This window comes from Parapontixanthobacter aurantiacus (assembly GCF_009827635.1).
Classification (GTDB): Bacteria; Pseudomonadota; Alphaproteobacteria; order Sphingomonadales; family Sphingomonadaceae; genus Parapontixanthobacter; species Parapontixanthobacter aurantiacus.
Genome location: NZ_WTYW01000002.1, coordinates 29,690 through 48,389 on the forward strand (window position 1 = coordinate 29,690; position 18,700 = coordinate 48,389).

Annotated in this window: 14 protein-coding genes and 2 pseudogenes; 11 read left to right on the forward strand and 5 right to left on the reverse strand. The window is 61.2% G+C overall.

What is annotated here, in order from left to right:
• Positions 1-11 precede the first annotated feature (11 nt).
• The 4 genes and pseudogenes from GRI38_RS08355 to GRI38_RS08370 all read left to right on the forward strand — a co-directional run.
• Positions 12-1,365 (forward strand): annotated as a pseudogene (locus tag GRI38_RS08355) (IS3 family transposase); the annotation flags it as partial.
• A 511-nt stretch (positions 1,366-1,876) separates the two neighbouring features.
• Positions 1,877-4,258 carry a TonB-dependent receptor gene (locus tag GRI38_RS08360; RefSeq protein WP_160682572.1) on the forward strand — a complete coding sequence of 794 codons (2,382 nt, stop codon included), beginning with the start codon at positions 1,877-1,879 and terminating at the stop codon, positions 4,256-4,258.
• 181 nt (positions 4,259-4,439) lie between these two features.
• Positions 4,440-4,781 carry a non-heme iron oxygenase ferredoxin subunit gene (locus GRI38_RS08365; RefSeq protein WP_098106029.1) on the forward strand — a complete coding sequence of 114 codons (342 nt, stop codon included), beginning with the start codon at positions 4,440-4,442 and terminating at the stop codon, positions 4,779-4,781.
• A gap of 247 nt (positions 4,782-5,028) precedes the next feature.
• Positions 5,029-5,157: pseudogene (locus GRI38_RS08370) on the forward strand (transposase); the annotation flags it as partial.
• Positions 5,158-5,164: 7 nt separating this feature from the next.
• On the opposite strand, the gene GRI38_RS08375 reads toward GRI38_RS08370, so the two are convergent.
• Complete coding sequence (locus tag GRI38_RS08375) at positions 5,165-6,307, reverse strand: tyrosine-type recombinase/integrase (protein ID WP_098106031.1); 1,143 nt, start codon at positions 6,305-6,307, stop codon at positions 5,165-5,167.
• Positions 6,308-6,789: 482 nt separating this feature from the next.
• On the opposite strand from GRI38_RS08375, the gene GRI38_RS08380 reads away from it, so the two are divergent.
• From GRI38_RS08380 to GRI38_RS08395, 4 genes are all read left to right on the forward strand, one after another.
• Positions 6,790-8,367, forward strand: coding sequence for a sensor histidine kinase (locus GRI38_RS08380; RefSeq protein WP_160682574.1), 1,578 nt, complete (start codon positions 6,790-6,792; stop codon positions 8,365-8,367).
• A complete protein-coding gene (locus GRI38_RS08385) occupies positions 8,364-8,735 on the forward strand; it encodes a response regulator (RefSeq protein WP_160682576.1) in 372 nt (123 codons plus the stop codon). Before GRI38_RS08380 ends, GRI38_RS08385 begins: the two co-directional genes overlap by 4 nt.
• 192 nt (positions 8,736-8,927) lie before the next feature.
• A complete protein-coding gene (locus tag GRI38_RS08390) occupies positions 8,928-10,037 on the forward strand; it encodes a diacylglycerol/lipid kinase family protein (protein ID WP_160682578.1) in 1,110 nt (369 codons plus the stop codon).
• A gap of 2 nt (positions 10,038-10,039) precedes the next feature.
• The gene (locus GRI38_RS08395) at positions 10,040-10,957 is read left to right on the forward strand and encodes a hypothetical protein (RefSeq protein ID WP_160682580.1); all 918 of its coding nucleotides are present in this window, start codon (positions 10,040-10,042) and stop codon (positions 10,955-10,957) included.
• Positions 10,958-10,959: 2 nt separating this feature from the next.
• Here the strand turns inward: GRI38_RS08395 and GRI38_RS08400 are convergent, their stop codons facing one another.
• From GRI38_RS08400 to GRI38_RS08415, 4 genes are all read right to left on the reverse strand, one after another.
• On the reverse strand, positions 10,960-11,478 hold the full coding sequence (locus tag GRI38_RS08400) for a DUF2141 domain-containing protein (RefSeq protein WP_237487462.1): 519 nt from the start codon (positions 11,476-11,478) through the stop codon (positions 10,960-10,962).
• 112 nt (positions 11,479-11,590) lie between these two features.
• Positions 11,591-13,510: an asparagine synthase-related protein gene (locus GRI38_RS08405; protein ID WP_160682582.1), complete on the reverse strand. Its 1,920-nt coding sequence runs from the start codon at positions 13,508-13,510 to the stop codon at positions 11,591-11,593.
• Positions 13,511-13,534: 24 nt separating this feature from the next.
• Entirely contained in the window at positions 13,535-13,687 is a 153-nt protein-coding gene (locus GRI38_RS08410; RefSeq protein ID WP_160682584.1) for a hypothetical protein, read from the reverse strand.
• A gap of 75 nt (positions 13,688-13,762) precedes the next feature.
• Positions 13,763-14,023 carry a PqqD family protein gene (locus GRI38_RS08415; protein WP_160682586.1) on the reverse strand — a complete coding sequence of 87 codons (261 nt, stop codon included), beginning with the start codon at positions 14,021-14,023 and terminating at the stop codon, positions 13,763-13,765.
• A gap of 207 nt (positions 14,024-14,230) precedes the next feature.
• Here GRI38_RS08415 and rpe point away from each other — a divergent pair, with 207 nt between their 5' ends.
• The 3 genes from rpe to purH are packed head-to-tail and all read left to right on the forward strand — an operon-like array spanning position 14,231 to position 18,518.
• Positions 14,231-14,890 carry a ribulose-phosphate 3-epimerase gene (rpe, locus tag GRI38_RS08420; protein WP_160682588.1) on the forward strand — a complete coding sequence of 220 codons (660 nt, stop codon included), beginning with the start codon at positions 14,231-14,233 and terminating at the stop codon, positions 14,888-14,890.
• On the forward strand, positions 14,890-16,923 hold the full coding sequence (locus GRI38_RS08425) for a heparinase II/III family protein (protein ID WP_237487463.1): 2,034 nt from the start codon (positions 14,890-14,892) through the stop codon (positions 16,921-16,923). The genes rpe and GRI38_RS08425 overlap by 1 nt, the downstream gene beginning before the upstream one ends.
• Positions 16,920-18,518, forward strand: coding sequence for a bifunctional phosphoribosylaminoimidazolecarboxamide formyltransferase/IMP cyclohydrolase (purH, locus tag GRI38_RS08430; RefSeq protein ID WP_160682590.1), 1,599 nt, complete (start codon positions 16,920-16,922; stop codon positions 18,516-18,518). Before GRI38_RS08425 ends, purH begins: the two co-directional genes overlap by 4 nt.
• The last annotated feature ends 182 nt before the right edge of the window (positions 18,519-18,700 follow it).

An 18,700-nucleotide genomic window follows, 5' to 3' on the forward strand; every position in this document is an offset into this window, starting at 1 on the left:
CATCCCATAAGATGAGACCCAAACCCTCCAATACAAAATCGCGCGCCAAGGCTCCTGCGGAAGCGGTGGTGAAGGACATCCGCCGTGCCACTCGGCGCCATTTCTCGGCCGAGGACAAGATCCGGATCGTGCTGGATGGGCTGCGCGGTGAAGACAGCATCGCCGAGTTGTGCCGCGAGGAAGGCATTGCCGAGAGCCTATATTACATCTGGTCGAAGAAGTTCATGGAAGCTGGCAAGCGCCGCCTGGCTGGCGACACTTCCCGTGCGGCGACGACAGACGAGATGAAGGATTTGCGCCGTGAGTCCCGCGATCTGAAGGAATGCGTCGCCGACCTGACGCTCGAGAACCGTCTGCTCAAAAAAAGCATGCTGGCGGATGGGGGAGGCCAAGAATGAGGTATCCCGCAACCGAAAAGCTCGAGATCACCAAGCTGGTCGAGCAATCGCACCTGCCAGCAAAGCGCACGCTGGATCAGCTCGGCATCCCGCGGCGGACCTTCTACCGCTGGAATGACCGATAACGGACAAGCGGGCCGGAAGGGCTTGCCGATCGGCCATCGGCGCCGAGCCGGGTGTGTAACCGTATCCCGTCCGGGATCCAGGGCCAGATCGTCGAACTGACGCTGGAGCAGTCGGAGCTGAGCCCCCGCGAACTGGCGGTGCGCTTCACCGACGAGCAGCGCTACTTCGTGTCGGAGGCCACGGTTTACCGGCTATTGAAGGCCCACGACCTGATAACCAGCCCGGCCTATGTGGTGATCAAGGCGGCCGATCGCTTCCAGACCACCCGGCCCAATGAGATGTGGCAGACCGACTTCGACTACTTCAAGATCATCGGCTGGGGCTGAATGTATCTGTCGACGGTGCTCGACGATTACTCGCGCTACATCATCGCCTGGCGACTGTGCAGCACGATGCGGGCCGAGGACGTCACCGACACGCTGGATATGGCTCTGGCCGCCTCGGCTGCGATAACGCGCATGTTCAGTACAGGCCGAGGCTGCTCTCGGACAATAGTCCGAGCTACATCGCGTGCGAACTGGCAGAATACATCGAAGCGCAAGCCATGAGCCACGTGCGCGGCGCTCCGTTCCATCCCCAGACTCAGGGCAAGATCGAGCGCTGGCACCAGACCCTGAAAAACCGCGTGCTGCTGGAGAACTACTTCCTACCTGGCGATCTGGAGGCGCAGATCGAGGCCTTCGTTGAGCATTACAATCACCAGCGCTACCATGAGAGCCTGAGCAACGTGACGCCCGCAGGCGCCTACTTCGGCAGAGCTCCAGCCATCATCCAACAACGAGAAAGGATCAAACGCAAGACCATCGCACATCGGCGCTTGCAGCACCGCAAGCTTGCCGCCCAACATCAACCCCAAGATAAGGCCGACGCTGCTTCGCTAATTTACGCCGCGAGTGGTGCCAAATGTTCTGACGACTGACACCCAAGACCGGGATATGGTGGCGCGGACCAGCTAAAAGGTAGGAACCTTCGGCTCTCACGGATTACTCAATATCCAGGCCGTCAATACAGGCCATTGCTCCGATGAAGATGTTCGATCGAGCTAAGAGGTGAGCGAAATGACGGTCTTGCTTGATCGTGAATGGCCTCGTCCGCAATCGAATCACACCCCTCCCCAAAGAAATATGGATCGAATTCAAGGCGGTCTGATTGCATCATGACCAACGTCTTGCTGCCAAGAAACTCCACCTGCGATCCACCCTAGGACCTCGGTGCGACATCTCATGATGCATCGCGTGTATGCGACGAACGGGAATCTTGACATATCGCGAAGCCCGGCTAATTAAGCGCTTGCTTAGCAGAAATGCGCCTGATTGTTTTGGTCAGTCACACGGAGCACCGGGAGGGAAAATATGATAAAGAAACAGCCTGCGAAAAAGGTAATTGGACGCTACTGGTTGCTGGCGGCCTGCGCGCCACTCGCAATGTTTCCGGCAACTGTCTTTGCCCAAGATGATGGGACAACCGAGACGGACGCCCTGGAGGCCGAGGATTCGACAGGTCTCGGTGTAATCGTCGTGACTGCCCAGAAAAGGGAGGAGTCGCTCCAGAGCATCCCAGTGGCCATATCCGCTGTCGCGGGCGAAGCGCTGGAAGCCGGGAGCATTACCAGCGTGACCGATCTCGCTCAGATAACACCCGGTCTAGCATTCAACACTTTCCAGCCTGGCCAGCCGGAGATTTCAATCCGTGGAATCGGAACGAAGGAAGATGGTGCAGGCGCATCGGATTCCACTCTGGTGATGGTTGATGGTGTTTATTTCGCTGCACGTAGCGCATCGAATGTCGATATATTCGATCTGGAGCGGGTAGAGATTCTACGTGGTCCGCAGGGTACTCTCTTCGGCAAGAATTCGATTGGCGGCGTTATCAATTACGTCACGCGCAAGCCTGATAGCACTTTCCGGGCGCGCCTGCGGCAGACCATCGGCAATTACGGCCAGTTTGACACTGCCGGACTTATCAATGTTCCGCTGGCGGATAATCTATTCACCAAATTTTCCTTCAGTCGCCGAACGTTCGATGGATATGACGATTGGATCATTCCCGAACAGGTGGTGGAGCAGTCAAGGGTGCCGGGGACGGTTGAGAGAATAGGTGGGAACAACCAGTTTTCTTGGCGCTGGCAGACCCGCTGGGAGTCGTCTGATACACTGGATGTCCTGCTATCGCTGGACGGCGTGGACGAAGAGCTTGGCAACATCAACCGACAGCCGGTCGGTTCTGCAGGACCGCTCCATGACTGTGGGTGCGCGTCAGATCCTGTTGCCGTGGATATTGCGCTGGGAGGAGCGGACTCCGTTCGCACATATCTCGGTGAGGATGACAATGGCGGGAGCCGCGAGGCTTTCGGTGCGATGATTGAGGTCAACAAGCAGCTTTCCATCGGCACCTTGACCTTCAATGGAGCCTACCGGGAATCCGATTATTTCTTCGAGCACGACGATACTGGTCTGCCTCCTTCTCCGGTCGTAGACCTCACCGGCTCCAATGGAAATCCGAACGATCTCCTGCTTGGCGATCCTTCGATTGGATTCACATTCGACAATACGGATATCATTTGGGAAGATTCCCAACAGTTTACCGGTGAACTGCGCCTTGCGTCGAACGACGGGCCCTTCAACTGGGTAGTCGGTGTCTTTGCTACGTCCGAAGAAATAAACCGTGCAGAAGGAATTCTGTTTACAGCGCTTGCGGATGCATCGCTTGAACCGAATTATGCAATTGCAAACATGCTTTTCGATGGTTGGGCAGTCGCGGGCTTTGCGCAGGGTAGTTACGAGATTACGCCTCGTTTAACTCTAACGGCCGGGGGGCGGTTCTCCTACGAAGAAAAGGAGATTGTAGCGTTTAATGACATGCCGCGATCCCCCTCACTACAACTTGTCCTCTCCCAGTTCGATCCGGCGAGTGGCAGCGACAATTGGGAGAACTTCTCTTGGAAGCTTGCTGTCGATTACGACATTGCAGACGACGTGATGCTGTATGGTACGGTGTCGACCGGTTTCAAGAGCGGTGGATATACTGGCTCCGCCACTACTGCCGCCGGGGCGACTACGCCGTTTGAACCTGAAGAGGCCACAAATTACGAGGTCGGTCTGAAGGGTGATTTCTTCGATAGCCACCTGCGTGTTAATCTGTCTGGCTTCTATGTGGATTACAAGGACCTTCAGGTTACGCGCTTCTTTCAGCCTCCCACATCGGGTGCGGGCGAATTTATCACCGAGAACGCTGCCAACGCTGAGATCCTTGGTCTGGAGGCGGAATTCACAGCCTTGCTAACCGATAACTTGGAGATCGGCGGGTTCTATTCTTATCTCGACGTTACGTTCGAGGACTTCTTTGGAACCCCTGATATCTCCGGAGGGGGTGATTTTTCTGGCAACGTCCTGCGTCAGGCCCCTGAGCATAGCGCAGGCGGGCACATACAGTATGAATTCGATCTCGGTGGTGAGCGCGGGTATCTGGTTGCCAATGCAAACGCACGATACCAGAGTCTCTCATATACGAATGTCGACAATAATCCGCTGGACGTGATCCCCGAGCACACCGTGGCAGACGCCTGGCTTGCTTGGCATTCCAACGATGACCGGTGGATGGTCCAGGCTTGGGTCAAAAATATCACGGACGAGGTCTATCGCACCCATGTCTTCACGCAACGTGGTAATCGGATAGCCTTCGGCACTTTCGCGCCGCCACGGACTTATGGTTTGACGGTTCAATTCGACTACTAAGTTGAGAATCAGGATTGACTGGAGACTCGAAGAGGGTTTTGCCGATAGGGGGCACCTTGCCCCCCCCCCCCCCCCGCTTTTAGACCGAGGTCGGATCCATAGTTTGTTCAGCTTCGTGCTGAAATGAGACCATGCGGCTTCCACTAGCAATGCGCTCACCGAGTTAAGATAAGGAAAAAACGTGTACGTTGACGTATGCAGAAGTGACGACTTAGCGGATGGCGAGGTTCTGCGCTTCGAGCCTGACGGTTTAGACGAAGCCCTGGCAGTCTGTAAGTCCGATGGTGAATTTTTCGCGGTTTCAGATAAATGCTCTCACGGAAACTGGAGTTTGTCGGAAGGTTTTCTGGAGAACTGTCATATTGAATGTGTGCTGCATGGTTCAGCATTCGATCTCAAAACTGGTTGGCCGGATAAGCTACCGGCGACAAAGCCGGTGAAAGTGTTCGACACTAGGGTCAGAGACGGCGTGGTATCGGTCGATATTTCCTCGGGCAAGGTACGGGAGAAACCAGGCTCCTGAGCAAAATTCCTTGCTCGCTGTCACATGATTTAGATATGCCGAGCTGGGCACTGGTAGAGTGCTCAATCTGATCATGCTTAATGATCGGCTGTCGGCAGCAGCATTGTGGAGATTTACAGCGCTACTCTGTCAATTCCGAAACGAACCTCGCAAGCTATTCGTTCATCAATGCCATGTCAGTCGTGACGTGCTCCCCTGAAATGTGACCGCAAATTGGTAGAGTCCGACGCGAAGGAGTCGGACGCAAATGAAGCGAAGCAGGTTTAGCGGAGAGCAGATCATCGCGGTTTTGAAGGAGCAGGAGGCGGGGATGCCGACGGCGGAGGTATGCCGCCGCCATGGGATCAGTTCGGCCACGTTCTACAAGTGGAAGTCTCATCCACTTACATTTGACCTAGGAACTCTGCCCACACAACCATCAAGTCGCGCCGCTTGTCGAAGAAGTCGGTGCGGCGATAGGCGGCTTCAACCTGGTTGCTAAGCTTGTGCGCCAGTGCCTTGTCCGCGACCTCCTTCGGGAAGTCGGTCTTCTCTGCTGCCCAATCGGTGAACGCGGAACGGAAGCCGTGGACGGTTGCACCCTTGATCCCGGCATCGCGCAGTAGCTTGGTCATTGTCATGTCGCTGATGGGTTTCTCGCCATTATTCGAGAACACGAGGCCAGCGTCGCTCGTCCGCAGTTTCCAGCGCCGACGCAGAATCGAAACCGCTGCCTTAGAGAGCGGCACGACATGCGTTTCCTTTGCCTTCATGCGCTCGCCGGGGATAGTCCAGGTTGCCTTGTCGAAATCGATCTCGGTCCAGACGGCCTTGCGCGTCTCGCTCGACCGCACGGCGTTGTAGATCGTGAAACGCAGGGCATCGCGGCCCGTGGTGGGTGATGCGGCCGCCAACTCCTTCATGAACGCTGGAATGTCGGCATAGGGCATGGCCTTGAAGTGCTCGACCTTGTCGGTCTGGCGCGGTAATCCTTTGCGGACTGAGCGCAGCGCAGCCTCTTCTTCACGCCATCCCTTGATATGCGCGAAGTCGAGCACGGCACCGATGCGCTGCAAGATCTTGCGAGCAGTATCGGGGATTTCGAGCCAGATCGGCGTGAGCACCTCGACGACGTGGGTGCTGTCCACCTGATCGACGGGCTTCCTGCCGATCAGCGGGAAGACGTGGTTTTCCATGCTGGAAATCCAGTTGCGGTAGTTCTGGTTCTTCCAGCCGTCCTTCAACGCCTCGTAGCATTCGCGCGCTGCGGTTTCGAAGCTCGGCACCACTTTGCGCGACTTGCGTCGCTCGGCAACCGGATCGATCCCAGAGCGAACCTGGCGGCGCAATGCGGCTGCGGCGTCCCGCGCCTCGGTCAGCGTCACATCGAGCGCCGATCCCAATCCGTAATCGCGCCGCCTGCCGTTATGCTGCATCCGCAAGACCCAACTGCGGGAGCCGCTTTCCTTCACGAAAAGACACAAGCCACGGCCATCAACGTAGCGACCGGGCTTGGCGTTCTTCACCTTCAATGCTGTCAGTGCCATAGGTTATACACACCATAAAAATTGTTCCAACTTTCGACCCCACATGATGATCGAAATGCAGGCAATCGGGGGCGATCAACCGTGAACACGGTAGAAGACAAATCCCTGATTTTACAGAGTAGTTATGGACGTCCCGACACTGTCTGCGACAGAAGTTTTAGCAATGTCGGGTGCGCCAGCTTTTCAGATTACAGACATTTCCGGATGCGAACCGTGCTTCGGGTCGCCGGCTATGCCGCGCCTGTTCTTTGAAACGTTCCTCTTACGCCGCGAATGACCCGGCTCCCCGTTGAGCACGCCTTTCCTTGCCCAAGGCTCCGGGTTATCAGAGTCATCTGCGCAACATCGCGAAACACAAGGACTTCGTCGCATCGCAAGCAAATGACGACACCATTCAAACCTCCATTTGATTTGATCATGCAGATCAGCGCTCGCGCAGTCGAAAGACTGGATCGGAGGTTATTTGTGGTTATGGCCGTGCGATGACTGTCTTGCGGCCGAACGCCGAAAAAGGCTCTGCGCAGGAGAGGGAAGAGCGGCAGGCGTTCCTGCTCGATCTCAGCGACCGGCTCAGAACCCTGGGCGATGCCGGGGCGATCCGACGGATGGCCTGTGAATTGCTGGCAGCCAATCTTTCGACGGACCGCGTCTATTACGTGGAATATCGGGAAGCCGAAGACTGCGGGGTCGTTGCCGACGACCATGCCGCCGAGGGTTTGCCGAGCCTTGCCGGAACCTATCCGCTGGAGGCATTCCGCACGACCTACGACATCGTCGGAACCGGCAATGTCTGGATCGTCGACGATGTCAGGCAGGAACAGGACATCGCCGCTCAGGAAAGGGATTACTACATAGCGCGGGAGGTCATGGCATGGATCAACGTACCGCTGGTGAAGGACGACCAGCTCGAGGCCATCCTGTGCGTTGTACAGACTTCGCCGCGGGAATGGAGCGATGAGGACGTCCAACGCACCGCCGAAGTCGCCGAACGCCTGTGGGCCGCAGTCAAGCGGGCCTACGCGGAAAACCGGCTGCGGGAAAGCGAGGCGAGGTTCCGGCACTTCGCGCAATCAAGTTCCGATCTGCTCTGGATCTTCGATACCGAACAAAACCGGTTCGAGTATCTGGGCCCGCAATTCGAGGCGTGGTTCGGTTTTCCGCGCGAAGAGCTCGTCTCGGACCCTGCAAGATTCCACGACCATGTCCACGAGGATGATCGGAAGCGAGTAAGACAGGCCATGCCGCGAACGCTGGACGGCGAAGCGGTCGTCGAGCAATATCGCATCGTTCAGCCTGACGGTTCGCTGCGCTGGCTGCGCGACAGCGGATTTCCGATACGAAGCGAGGATGGCCGGATCCGGCGGGTGGGCGGGATTACCCGCGACATCACTGAAGAGCACGAGCGAGAGCAGGCGCTAAAGACGAGCGAGCGGTATTCCCGGCTCCTCTTGAAAGAGCTGCAACATCGCGTGCGCAATCTTTTGGGGATGGTGCGATCGATCGTCCGGCAGTCGTCGGACCGCTACGATACGAAGGACGAGTATGTCGCCCATCTGCTCGGACGCATCGATGCGATGGCACGTACGCAGGTTATCCTGTCGCAGGCCGTCGATGCTTCGGTCAATCTCGACAGCCTGCTGCGCGACGAACTCGCCCGCGTCGCCGACGAGGAACTGATGGTTCTCGAAGGGCCCGAGGTTCAGTTGTCTGCCAAGGCTGCCGAAGTCGTGACGATGGCCGTTCACGAACTGGCGACGAATTCGATAAAATACGGCGTTCTCGGGCATGGAGGGCGTCTGGCTATCCGCTGGTTCGCGACCAAACGCGAGGACGGCCCATGGCTCGAACTCATGTGGGAAGAGAATGGAGGCAAGCCGATCGCGAATGGCTCGGTCAAGGGGTTCGGTAGCGAGCTGATCGAGGACCGCGTTCCTTACGAACTCAATGGGCAGGGCAGCATAACATTGACCGAACAGGGCGTTCTGGCAGAGATAGCCTTTCCGCTGACGGAAGGTGCCAGCATCTTCGAATCGGGCGCGAAGGGGAAGCATTGGCCATGACGGATCAGAGACTGCAAGGGCGCCGGATATTGCTGGTCGAGGACGAATATTTCCAGGCAATGGAGATGAAATCCTTTCTCGAAAGCGGGGGTGCGGACGTCGTCGGACCTACCGGGAAATGGAGCGAAGTTCCGGCCTTGCTTGAGGACAATCCCGTGGAGGCGGCGGTACTGGACATCAATTTGGGCAGCGGTCCCAATTTCGACGTTGCCCGGCAATTGCGAGAGGACGAGGTGCCGATCCTCTTCCTTACGGGTTACGACGAATCCGTCGTGCCAGATGACCTCAGCCAAACGACGTGCCTGAAGAAACCGGCCTCGCGCGCGGCGATCATCGACCACTTAGCCGAAATGATCGAACACGCTTAGAAGCGGTTGTGAGGCTTTCGCGGGGCGAAGGGGTATCGCAGCTAGCGAGAAAAGCCGAATATCGGGCGGGGTTCGCAAAACGACGATAAGGCCATATACGGTTTTTCCGAACCGGCAGCGATTTTGGGCGCTCCGCTTGGGAGCATCAGGTCAAGAGCCGGCAATTCGCGATGTTGCAGAACAAAACCATCCATGGATCGTAACGACGACATAGACGGCCCCGACGGTCAGCCGGTCGATCCAGCAAGCCCGGATCGCAGCTCCGTCCCGTCCGCTGCTCAATCACTCGGCGCAACGCCGGGACGGCGCGAGGCACGGCGCTATTGGGACTGCGCAGCGGACGAGGCCGCGCGCATCGGGATCATCTTCAACCCGAAAAGCCACGGCAACCGCAAGCGTTCGCACGAAACCGCGCTCGCCCATGCGGATCGCGACAATATTGCGCTCGTCAGCCCCGTCGACCGGGACGATATCCGGCAAGTCCTGCGCGAATTTGCAGAGCAGGGCATCGACTACCTGATCGTCGATGGAGGCGACGGGACGGTGCGCGACGTGCTGACCGCGGGAATGCCAGTCTTTGAGGAGCGCTGGCCCGCCCTCGCCGTGCTGCCGCGCGGCAAGACTAACGCGCTGACCGACGATCTCGGCATTCCGGAGGACTGGACGGTCGCCGACGCGGTTTCCGCGCTGGAAAACGGGTTCGAAGCGGAGCGCCGACCGCTCATCATCGCCCGACGAGATGGGATGCGTTCGCCGGTCGCCGGCTTCATCATGGGAGCAGGCTCCTTCACGACCGGGGTCAGGGTCGCGCAGGATGCGCACCGGCTGGGCGCATTCGGCGGCCTTGCAGTCGCGCTGACGGCGGTCTGGGGCGCGCTGCAGACGATTTTCGGCACGAATCGCAACGATTGGCGGCGCGGCGTTGCCATCGACATCCGGCTGCAGCCGGGCGACCTGCCGCTGGTGCATAGCGGACAGGGCGAGCATTCTCGGCGGAGCATCATGCTTGCCTCGACGCTCTGGTCGATGCCGCTCGGCCTCGCGGTCTTTGGCAAGCGCAGGCCCGGCCTGAAACTCGCGGTGATCGATCGGCCGCGGCGTCTGATCTGGGCGATAATGCCAGCCCTTCTGCGCGGCTGGGAGCCCGGCTGGCTGGGCAGCTGGGGCTATCACCGCGTCGATAGCGAAGGGTTCGACATCGCGCTGGACGACGAATTCATTCTCGACGGAGAAATCTTTCCGGCCGGAAGCTATCGCGTGGAACAGGGGCCGCCGCTCCGGTTCCAGACCCCGGCGCCCTGACGATGACCGCGGCCCCGTCGGAAGGACTGACGCAGCGCATCGCGGAGCGGTTGTCGCAAGAGGTCGATCCGGCAGTCGCCCACTTCGCCAAACTGCTGGGCGAGGAGGCCGGAGCGCTGGCCGTCCTGTTCTACGGTTCGAACCTGCGGACCGGATCGCGCGAGGGGGTGCTCGATTTCTACGTCCTGCTGCCGGGCGTCCAAAAGGAAAGGATATGGCCGCGGATCGGCTATCGCGAGTGGACATATGAGGGCGAAGTCCTGCGGGCGAAGATCGCCACCATGTCACTGGAGAAATTCGCCGAGGCAGCAAGAGGCGACACGCGTGATACGACGATCTGGACCCGCTTCGTGCAACCCTCGGCGCTCGTCTGGCAAGCTAGCGAAGATGCAGCGGATCGCACCATCGCCGCCATTGCCGATGCTGCACGAACGGCAGCGACGCTAGCCGCCGCGCTCGGCCCGGAATGTGGTCGGGCGGAAGATTACTGGCGCGCCCTGTTCCGGGCGACCTACAGTGCGGAATTTCGCGTCGAGAAGTCGGGACGCGAGGAATCCATCCTCGCCGTCAACCGGGAGCATTTCGACGGTCTCCTGCCGCTTGCATGGGAAGCTGCCGGGATAGCCTGGCGTGATGCAGGGGGCCTTCTGTGCCCTCATCTGCAGCCCGAGCGCCGCCGCGAACGGTTGCGCTGGTGGGCGCGGCGCCGGCGTCTCGGCAAGCCGCTCAACCTGCTACGTCTGTCGAAAGCCTCGACGACCTTCGACGGGGCGGCGGATTACGCCGCCTGGAAGATCGAGCGGCATACGGGCATCGCGCTCGAAGTGACCCCCTGGCGGCGTAAGTACCCGCTGCTCGCCGCGCCGCAGGTGCTCTGGACGCTATGGCGGGGGAAGCGGCACGCCTCTCCCCGCTCATAGGCTTACATGTAACGCATCTGGATGGTGATGCTGTTGGCCCGGTCGCCGACGGTGTAGCGGGTCTTCGTGTAGCTCGGCTTGCCGAGATTGAAGAGGTTTATGCTCGGATTGTTCGACATTCCGCCGCCATCTTCCGTCAGGTCGGTCTTGCCGTTCCCGTTGAGATCGTGGCGCACCGCGATCGCGTAGGTGCCCGGTCCAGGCAACGGCATGCACACCCGCATCGTGCCGGAACGAGCGGGAACCTCGATCCGGTTGAGCCACTTGCCGCCTTCGAGCCAATCGCTCTTCACGCCGCGATAAGCTTGTATCCGCAGCTTGCCCTTACTCTGTGAAATGTTGGTGATGGTGATCATCGTGCCCGTGCCGTTGCCCGGCGCACAGGCGGACAGATTATTCGAGATGACGTTGCGATAGTCCGTACCGCTCTTCGCCTGCGACCAGGCGGGCGTTGCGGACAGGGCAAGTCCCAGCGATGCCAGAGCGGTGCCCGCCCAGCCAATTGTCTGCATTCCGTTCATTCTATGCCCCATTGATAGTTTCGCCGCAGTCTTCGACCGCGTTCATACACGTCGTCAACTAGCGCCCGACCCCTGAATTACCGCTGAATTTACCGTTCAGCGACGGGTCGCCTCAGTGATTGGTCCCGCTGACATAGCGATGGAACCGTGCGGTGAGAATGGCACCCGTCAGGGCGTGGAAATGTGCCTTGACCGTCTTAGGATCGCGCGGGGTCGTGTCCGGCCAGTGATCGAGCAGCGCGTATGCTCGCCGCGTATCGATAAGTTGCGCCAGTTCCGGCACGCTTTCCATCCGTGCGATTTCTTCACGCAATTCCGGCAGGCGCTCGCTCATGCGCAGATGCCAGTCGACATTGTGCTGGCCGTAATCCGTGTTCGCACGCTGAATTTCGGGCAGACGCCCCTCTGCCATTCGCCGCGCGAGCAGGCGCTGCACGCCGCCCGCGACGAATTGCTGCGTGGGAATGGCGGCGCAAAACTCGATCAGCGGGCGGTAGGCGGTAACATCGCGCATCTTCAGCCCATAGACCTGTTCTGCGGCGTGATGCTGCTCTGCCCCGAGATCGTGCAGCCGCCAGATCGTCTCCAGCCATTCCCGCCGCGACCTGAACCATTCGCCGGAGCGGCGATCGCCCGTTCGTTGCGCCCGTCGATCGAGATCGAGGCGCTCGATCGCCGAGTCCTTCAGCAGCGAAGCCTGACGATTGAGCGGCGGCTGACGCCCATGAATTATTGTCCGAACCGCTTCGCGCATGCTCGCCGGAAATTGCGGAAGGATGGAGCGAGCGAGAATGCGCCGCCACATGGGGCGCGCGTCGCCGGGATGATAGCGCGCCATGCGCCACAATTCGCGCCATCGGCCTGTCCTCGCAAATTCGACATAGGCCCAGCGGCCGTCCTGGCTGAAGGAATTATTGCCCATCGCGGCGTGAAACAGCCAGTCGCAGCCTCTCTCTGCCGCCAACATTGCGGGACCGTGATAGGCTGCCGAGATCGCGGAAGAGGGACGCCCGATATCTCCGGCAAGCAGGAAACGGTCATAGAGGCCGTCGAAATCGTAATCCGCATTGTCGCTGAAATGCGCTTCCAGACCGGGGTGCTCTGCGGCGAGTGCCTCCACCAGCGGTCTGTCGTCGAAGAACATACCGGGCGGCGGCGTCTCTTCGAAGTCGGCTCGCGGGACGAAGGTGAAACTGTGCAGCTTTTCATGGGGCTGCAATTGGCGCAACATCTCGTCGGCGACGATGCTCGAATCGAGACCGCCCGACAGGAGAATGCCCGGTTTCCTTGCCGGACGAAGGGCGGCGGTTACGGCCTCGCGGAGCAACTCCTCCGCGCGTTCCACATAGTCGCGATCACTCGCATATCGGACAGGCTCGATCGCATGAGGATTGTACCAGCGATGCGTGTGCCAACGACCATCGGGGTCGATCGTGACGGTCGTGCCGTGACCGACATAATTCAGCCCTTCGTACCAGTAGCCGCCGGACAGATCCTCGATCAGATAGAGGCTTTCCGCGATCTGGTCGCGCTTCAACCGCTTGGGAAAGCCGGCGGCGAAGAAAACGCGCGGGATCGAAGCGGCCATGACGACGCCGCCATGCACCATGAAGAAGAGCGAGGGGCCGTTCCACGGGCTGCGTGCGAGCCGGAGCGAGCCGCCGCGTTCGGCAACGATGCTCGTATATTGGCCGACGATCCGAGCATCGGCGCTCGTGCCCCATCGTTCGACGGCAGCGACGTAGAGCGCCTCGACCGGCGCATCCGAAGGCAGATCGAGGCGGTGGGCAAGTTCCTCGCTATTGTCGATCGTCCCGTCAAAAAGGACTGCGGCGCCGGTTTCGCTGCGGTAGGGATGCCAGGACGTGCTGGGGCGAGCGTGGCGGCGGGGACCGTGCAGTTGCGCGAAACAGGAATGCAGGTTCGCGGCGAATGCTGCCGGGCCGCCGGCGAACAGGCCGAGCGAAGCGGCAGTGACGTCCTGTCTGAACCAGTGCGGAGTGGAATTGGGGAAAAGTGCGGCGGCAATCATCGAACAGCGCCGGCTCGCGCGTCGTCAGCTGGCGATCGGAACGCCCTTGCCGCTTGCGCCCTGATTGAGGTCGAGACCGGGCTGCTTGATGTCGCGGACACTGCCCAGCCGCCGCAGTTGCGGCCTCGTCCAGCGCGGCGAGTCTTTGCGGTTATGGCTTTCCATGTAGTCGTGCATCGTCGTTTGTTTCCCCGATGACCCGGACTAGCCTTGTTTCATGTCGCGAGCAAGTCGGGTGGGTATGAGCTTCGGCTATTCGACGAGCCCGACCGCGCCGAGCTCCTTTAGGAAGGTGCGAACGTCACTCTCGATAGCGTCTTTGTCGCCATTGTAACCGCCTGCGACCTCGGCGGTTATTGCGTCCGCATCGCGCGTGCCGTCGATCGCTACCCAGATTTCCCGCCCTGTTCCGGTGAGCGAGAACAGTTCGCCGCCTTCCATGTCCAGCAGGATGAGCTCGTCATCGACCTCGGTCGCGATGTAGCGGTCGTCGCGTTTCTTAAGGGCCGTCATGTCGTCCGGCGATAAGCGCGGCGCGTCCCGGCGACAAGGTCGACGATTAACCCACTGTCCCGAAGCGGGGCGGCGCGGGAAAGCGATGTGGAAAAGGGGCGGCGAATGACGGTTTGACGCCAGGCATGCCTTTAACTCGGGCGCAGGCTCGGCTAACGAGCGGGGCACCATCCGTCCGAGCGCATCTTTTTCGTTTCGACCAGACCCATGACCGAACCGCTCATTTCCCCATCCATCCTGTCCGCCGACTTTGCCCGGCTGGGCAAAGAGGTGCGGGCGATCGACGCGGCGGGAGCGGACTGGATACATATCGACGTGATGGACGGACATTTCGTGCCGAACATCACCATCGGTCCTGCCGTGGTGAAGGCGCTGCGTCCGCATAGCGACAAGCCGTTCGACGTCCATCTGATGATTTCGCCGGTCGACGCGTATCTCGAAGAATTTGCCGAGGCGGGTGCGGACATCATCACGGTCCACCCCGAGGCCGGACCGCATATCCATCGCACGGTGCAGGCGATCAAGTCGCTCGGCAAGAAGGCGGGCGTCGTGTTCAATCCCGGTACGCCGATCGATACGCTCGACTATCTGATCGACACGATCGACCTCGTCCTCGTCATGAGCGTCAATCCCGGCTTCGGCGGACAGAGCTTCATCCAGAGCCAGCTGGCGAAGGTCCGCGACATCCGCGGGCGCATCGACGCTTCGGGCCGCGACATCCGGCTGGAAGTCGATGGCGGGGTCAATCCGGACACGGCGCGGCTATGCGTCGAGGCGGGGGCCGACGTGCTCGTCGCGGGCTCGGCGACGTTCAAGGGCGGCCCGGACAGCTACGCCGCCAACATCGCGGCATTGAAGGGGCGGTAATGGGCAAGCAAACCGGTTCTTCGCACGAGACGGTTCTGCCCCGCGAGATACGGATGCGCCGCGAGCGTGACGATGAAAGGGCGGCGGCTGAGGCCGACAAGGCTGCTCCCGCTGCCGAACAGCAGGAGCGCGCGAAACCTGCAAAGCAGGGCGAGAAAACCGTGAAGCAGCGGAAGGGCGCGCAGCGTGCGCCCAAGCCGATCCAGCCCGCCCTGCCGCTCGATGGAGGCAGGCGATCCGCGCGCGACCTGATGGTCAAGGATTTGCAGGAGCCGCCGCGGATGCTGACCGAAAAGGTCGCGCCCCTCGATCCTTCGCAGTCGCTGACCGTTGCGGACTTTCGCGCACCGCCCGCCAATCCGATCGAGGCCTTTACGCGCTTCGCCTATGGCCTCGGCGTATCGGGGCAGTTGCTCGCCGCGCCCTTCCGCAAGGCAGCAAAGCCGCGCCTCGTCGCGAATGTCGCGACCTCGCTTGCGGGCGACCGCTCGGCAGGTGTCGCCTTGCGCGCAGGGCATTTCCTCGTTTGCGGGCTCAAGGCCCCGATTAGCCAGGTCGCGATGGAATCCTCCTCGCGCCTGACGCCGCCCTTCCAGCGGGCGATCCACGGCTTCACCTGGCTGCGCGATCTCTCCAGCAGCGCGCCGTGCGAACAATGTGCCGCCCCTGCCCAGCGCGTTCTGAAGGCCTGGCTCGACGCCAATCGCGAGCATACGAAAGGCACGGCCTGGACAGTCGAGAATGCCGGACGCCGCCTGACGAACTGGCTCGTCTTTGCGCATATCCTGCTCACCGGCGCGAACGAGCGGGAGCGCGACCGCCTGCTGGCCGAGATGGAGCGGACCGCCCGCTGGCTCGACCGCAACGTCAAGGCGGCGGACGACAATCTCGGGCGGCTCGCCGGCTGGGTTGGCATCACGGCGGCGGGCCTCCTGATGGCGGAGGGCAAGGCGCGGCGGCTGTTCGGAGAAGCTGGCCTCGTGCGCGCCCTGGGCGATCTTGCAAGCGAGGACGGAGGCGTCTTGTCGCGCAGTCCGGTGGCGCAGATGGACGCAATCGCCATGCTCGTCGATCTTACCGCCGTCTATGCCGCGGCTGAGCGGGAAATGCCTCCCGCGATCGAAACGATGACGGCGCTGCTCGTCCCGCCGCTGCTCACCCTGCGCCATGGCGACGGCGGTCTCGGCAGTTGGCAGGGTGCCCCGGCGGTCACTGCGGAAAAGGTCGCCGCGCTGCTCGATGCGAGCGGTATTCGTGCCCGGCCCGGCAAGGACATGCGCCAATGGGGCTATCAGCTGGTCACGGCGCGCAAGGCAAACCTACAATTCGATGCCGCCCCGCCGCCGTCCAGCCGCCATGCGCGCTTCGGTTGCGCATCGACGCTGGCCTTCGAGTTCTCGCACGCGGCAAGCCGGATCATCGTCAATTGCGGCGGAGCGGAATGTGCGGGCGGCCTCACCCCGGTTCGGATCGAACAAGGCCTGCGCGCGACGGCGGCCCATTCCACGCTGACGCTCGACGATGCGAACTCGACCGCGATCCTCATCAAGGGGCAGATCGGCAAGGGCGTCGAGGAAGTCGATATCGCGCGCTCGACCGTCCGCCGGGGCGATACGGGCGCGACCAAGCTCGAGGCGAGCCATGACGGCTATGCCTCGCGCTACGGGCTCGTTCACAAGCGGATCCTGATGCTGCGCGACGATGGCGAGGAATTGCGCGGCGAGGACGTGCTCATTCCGTCGGGCAAGAAGGGCAAGCGCGGCAAGATCGGCTTCGCCATCCGGTTCCATCTTGCCCATGGCATCGAGGCAGGCCTGTCGGAGGACGGGCGCGGCGCGGGTCTTGCCCTGCCGGACGGCACCTACTGGCAGATGCGGTTCGGCAGCGACGGGGACGAAGGCGAATTGCAGATCGAGGAAAGCCTCTGGATCGACGGACAGGGGCGGCCCCATCCGACGCAGCAACTGGTAATCAGCGGGCTGATCTCGCGCGGCGGCGGGCGTTTCCCCTGGCTGTTCAAGAAAATGGGATGAGTGACGTGAACGACGTAACCGTAAAGCGGGCGCTGCTGTCCGTTTCCGACAAGACGGGCCTCGTCGAACTCGGCAAATCGCTCGCGGATCACGGTGTCGAACTCGTATCAACGGGCGGCACGGCGAAGGCGTTGCGCGAGGCGGGCCTTGCCGTGAAGGACGTGTCGGAGATCACCGGCTTTCCCGAAATGATGGACGGACGGGTGAAGACGCTGCACCCGATGGTGCATGGCGGCCTGCTCGCCGTGCGCGACGACCCCGAACACGCGGCCGCGATGGACGCGCACGGCATCGGGGCAATCGATCTGGTGGTGGTCAATCTCTACCCGTTCGAGGATACCGTGGCGAAGGGTGCGGAGCGGGCCGAAATCATCGAGAATATCGACATCGGCGGACCGAGCATGGTGCGCAGCGCGGCGAAGAACCACGCCTATGTGACGATCGTCACCGATCCGGCCGATTACGATGCGCTGGCCGCTGAACTCGGCGAGCGGTCGGGCGCAACCTCGTCCGAATTCCGCAAGCGCATGGCGGCGAAGGCCTTTGCCGCGACCGCCGCCTACGATGCCGCGATCAGCCAGTGGTTCGCCTATGCCGATCAGGGCGAGACATTCCCCGAGCGGCGCGCGATGGCCTCGCGCCTTCATTCCTCCCTGCGCTATGGCGAGAACCCGCACCAGAAGGCAGCGCTCTACGTTCCGCAGCGGGTCCTTTCGCCCGGACTGCCGCAAGCCGAGCAGGTGCAGGGCAAGGAACTCAGCTACAACAATTACAATGACGCCAATGCAGCGCTCGAACTGGCCGGGGAATTTTCAGGGGGCGAGCCGGCCATCGTCATCGTGAAGCACGCCAATCCCTGCGGCGTGGCGCAAGCGGAAACGCTGCTGGAGGCATGGGAAGCGGCGCTCGCCTGCGACAGCGTATCGGCATTCGGCGGGATCGTCGCGGCAAACCGTCCGCTCGACGGACCCACGGCAGAAGCGATCTGCAAGATTTTCACCGAAGTCGTGGTCGCGCCCGGCGCGGATGACGACGCCCGCGCCGCTTTCGCGAAGAAGAAGAACCTGCGCCTGCTCATCACGGACGGCCTGCCCGACCCCCGCCGTCCGGGCATCAGCCAGGTTGTCATTGCGGGCGGGCTGCTCGTTCAGACGCGCGACAACGGTGCGATTGCGGCAGAGGACCTGAAGGTCGTGACCGAGCGCGAGCCGACCGAGCAGGAGTTGAAGGACTGCCTGTTCGCCTGGACCGTGGCGCGGCACGTGAAGTCGAACGCAATCGTCTATGCCAAGGACGGTACGACCGCCGGCATCGGCGCAGGGCAGATGAACCGGCGCGACAGTTCGCGCATCGCTGCGATGAAGGCGGCGGAAGCAGCCGAGACCTATGGCTGGTCCGAGCCGCGCACGAAAGGCAGCGCGGTCGCCTCCGATGCGTTCTTCCCCTTTGCCGACGGATTGCTTGCCGCCGCGGAGGCCGGGGCGACGGCGGTCATCCAGCCGGGCGGTTCGATCCGCGACGACGAGGTGATCGCGGCAGCCAACGAGGCGGGTCTCGCCATGGTCTTTACCGGAATGCGCCACTTCCGCCATTGATCGGCGCAACGCGCGCACCCATCTTCCTGTTACGGCTGCGTTTCGACAATCGTCGCGAGCGTCGTCAGCGGCTTCATCGTGAGCCAGGTCACGGCGCGTATGCCGAACGTCATCTAAACAGCGCGTTCACCATCTCGAAAGAGGATGCGTGTTAAACAATAGCAATAACGCAACCGGAAAAT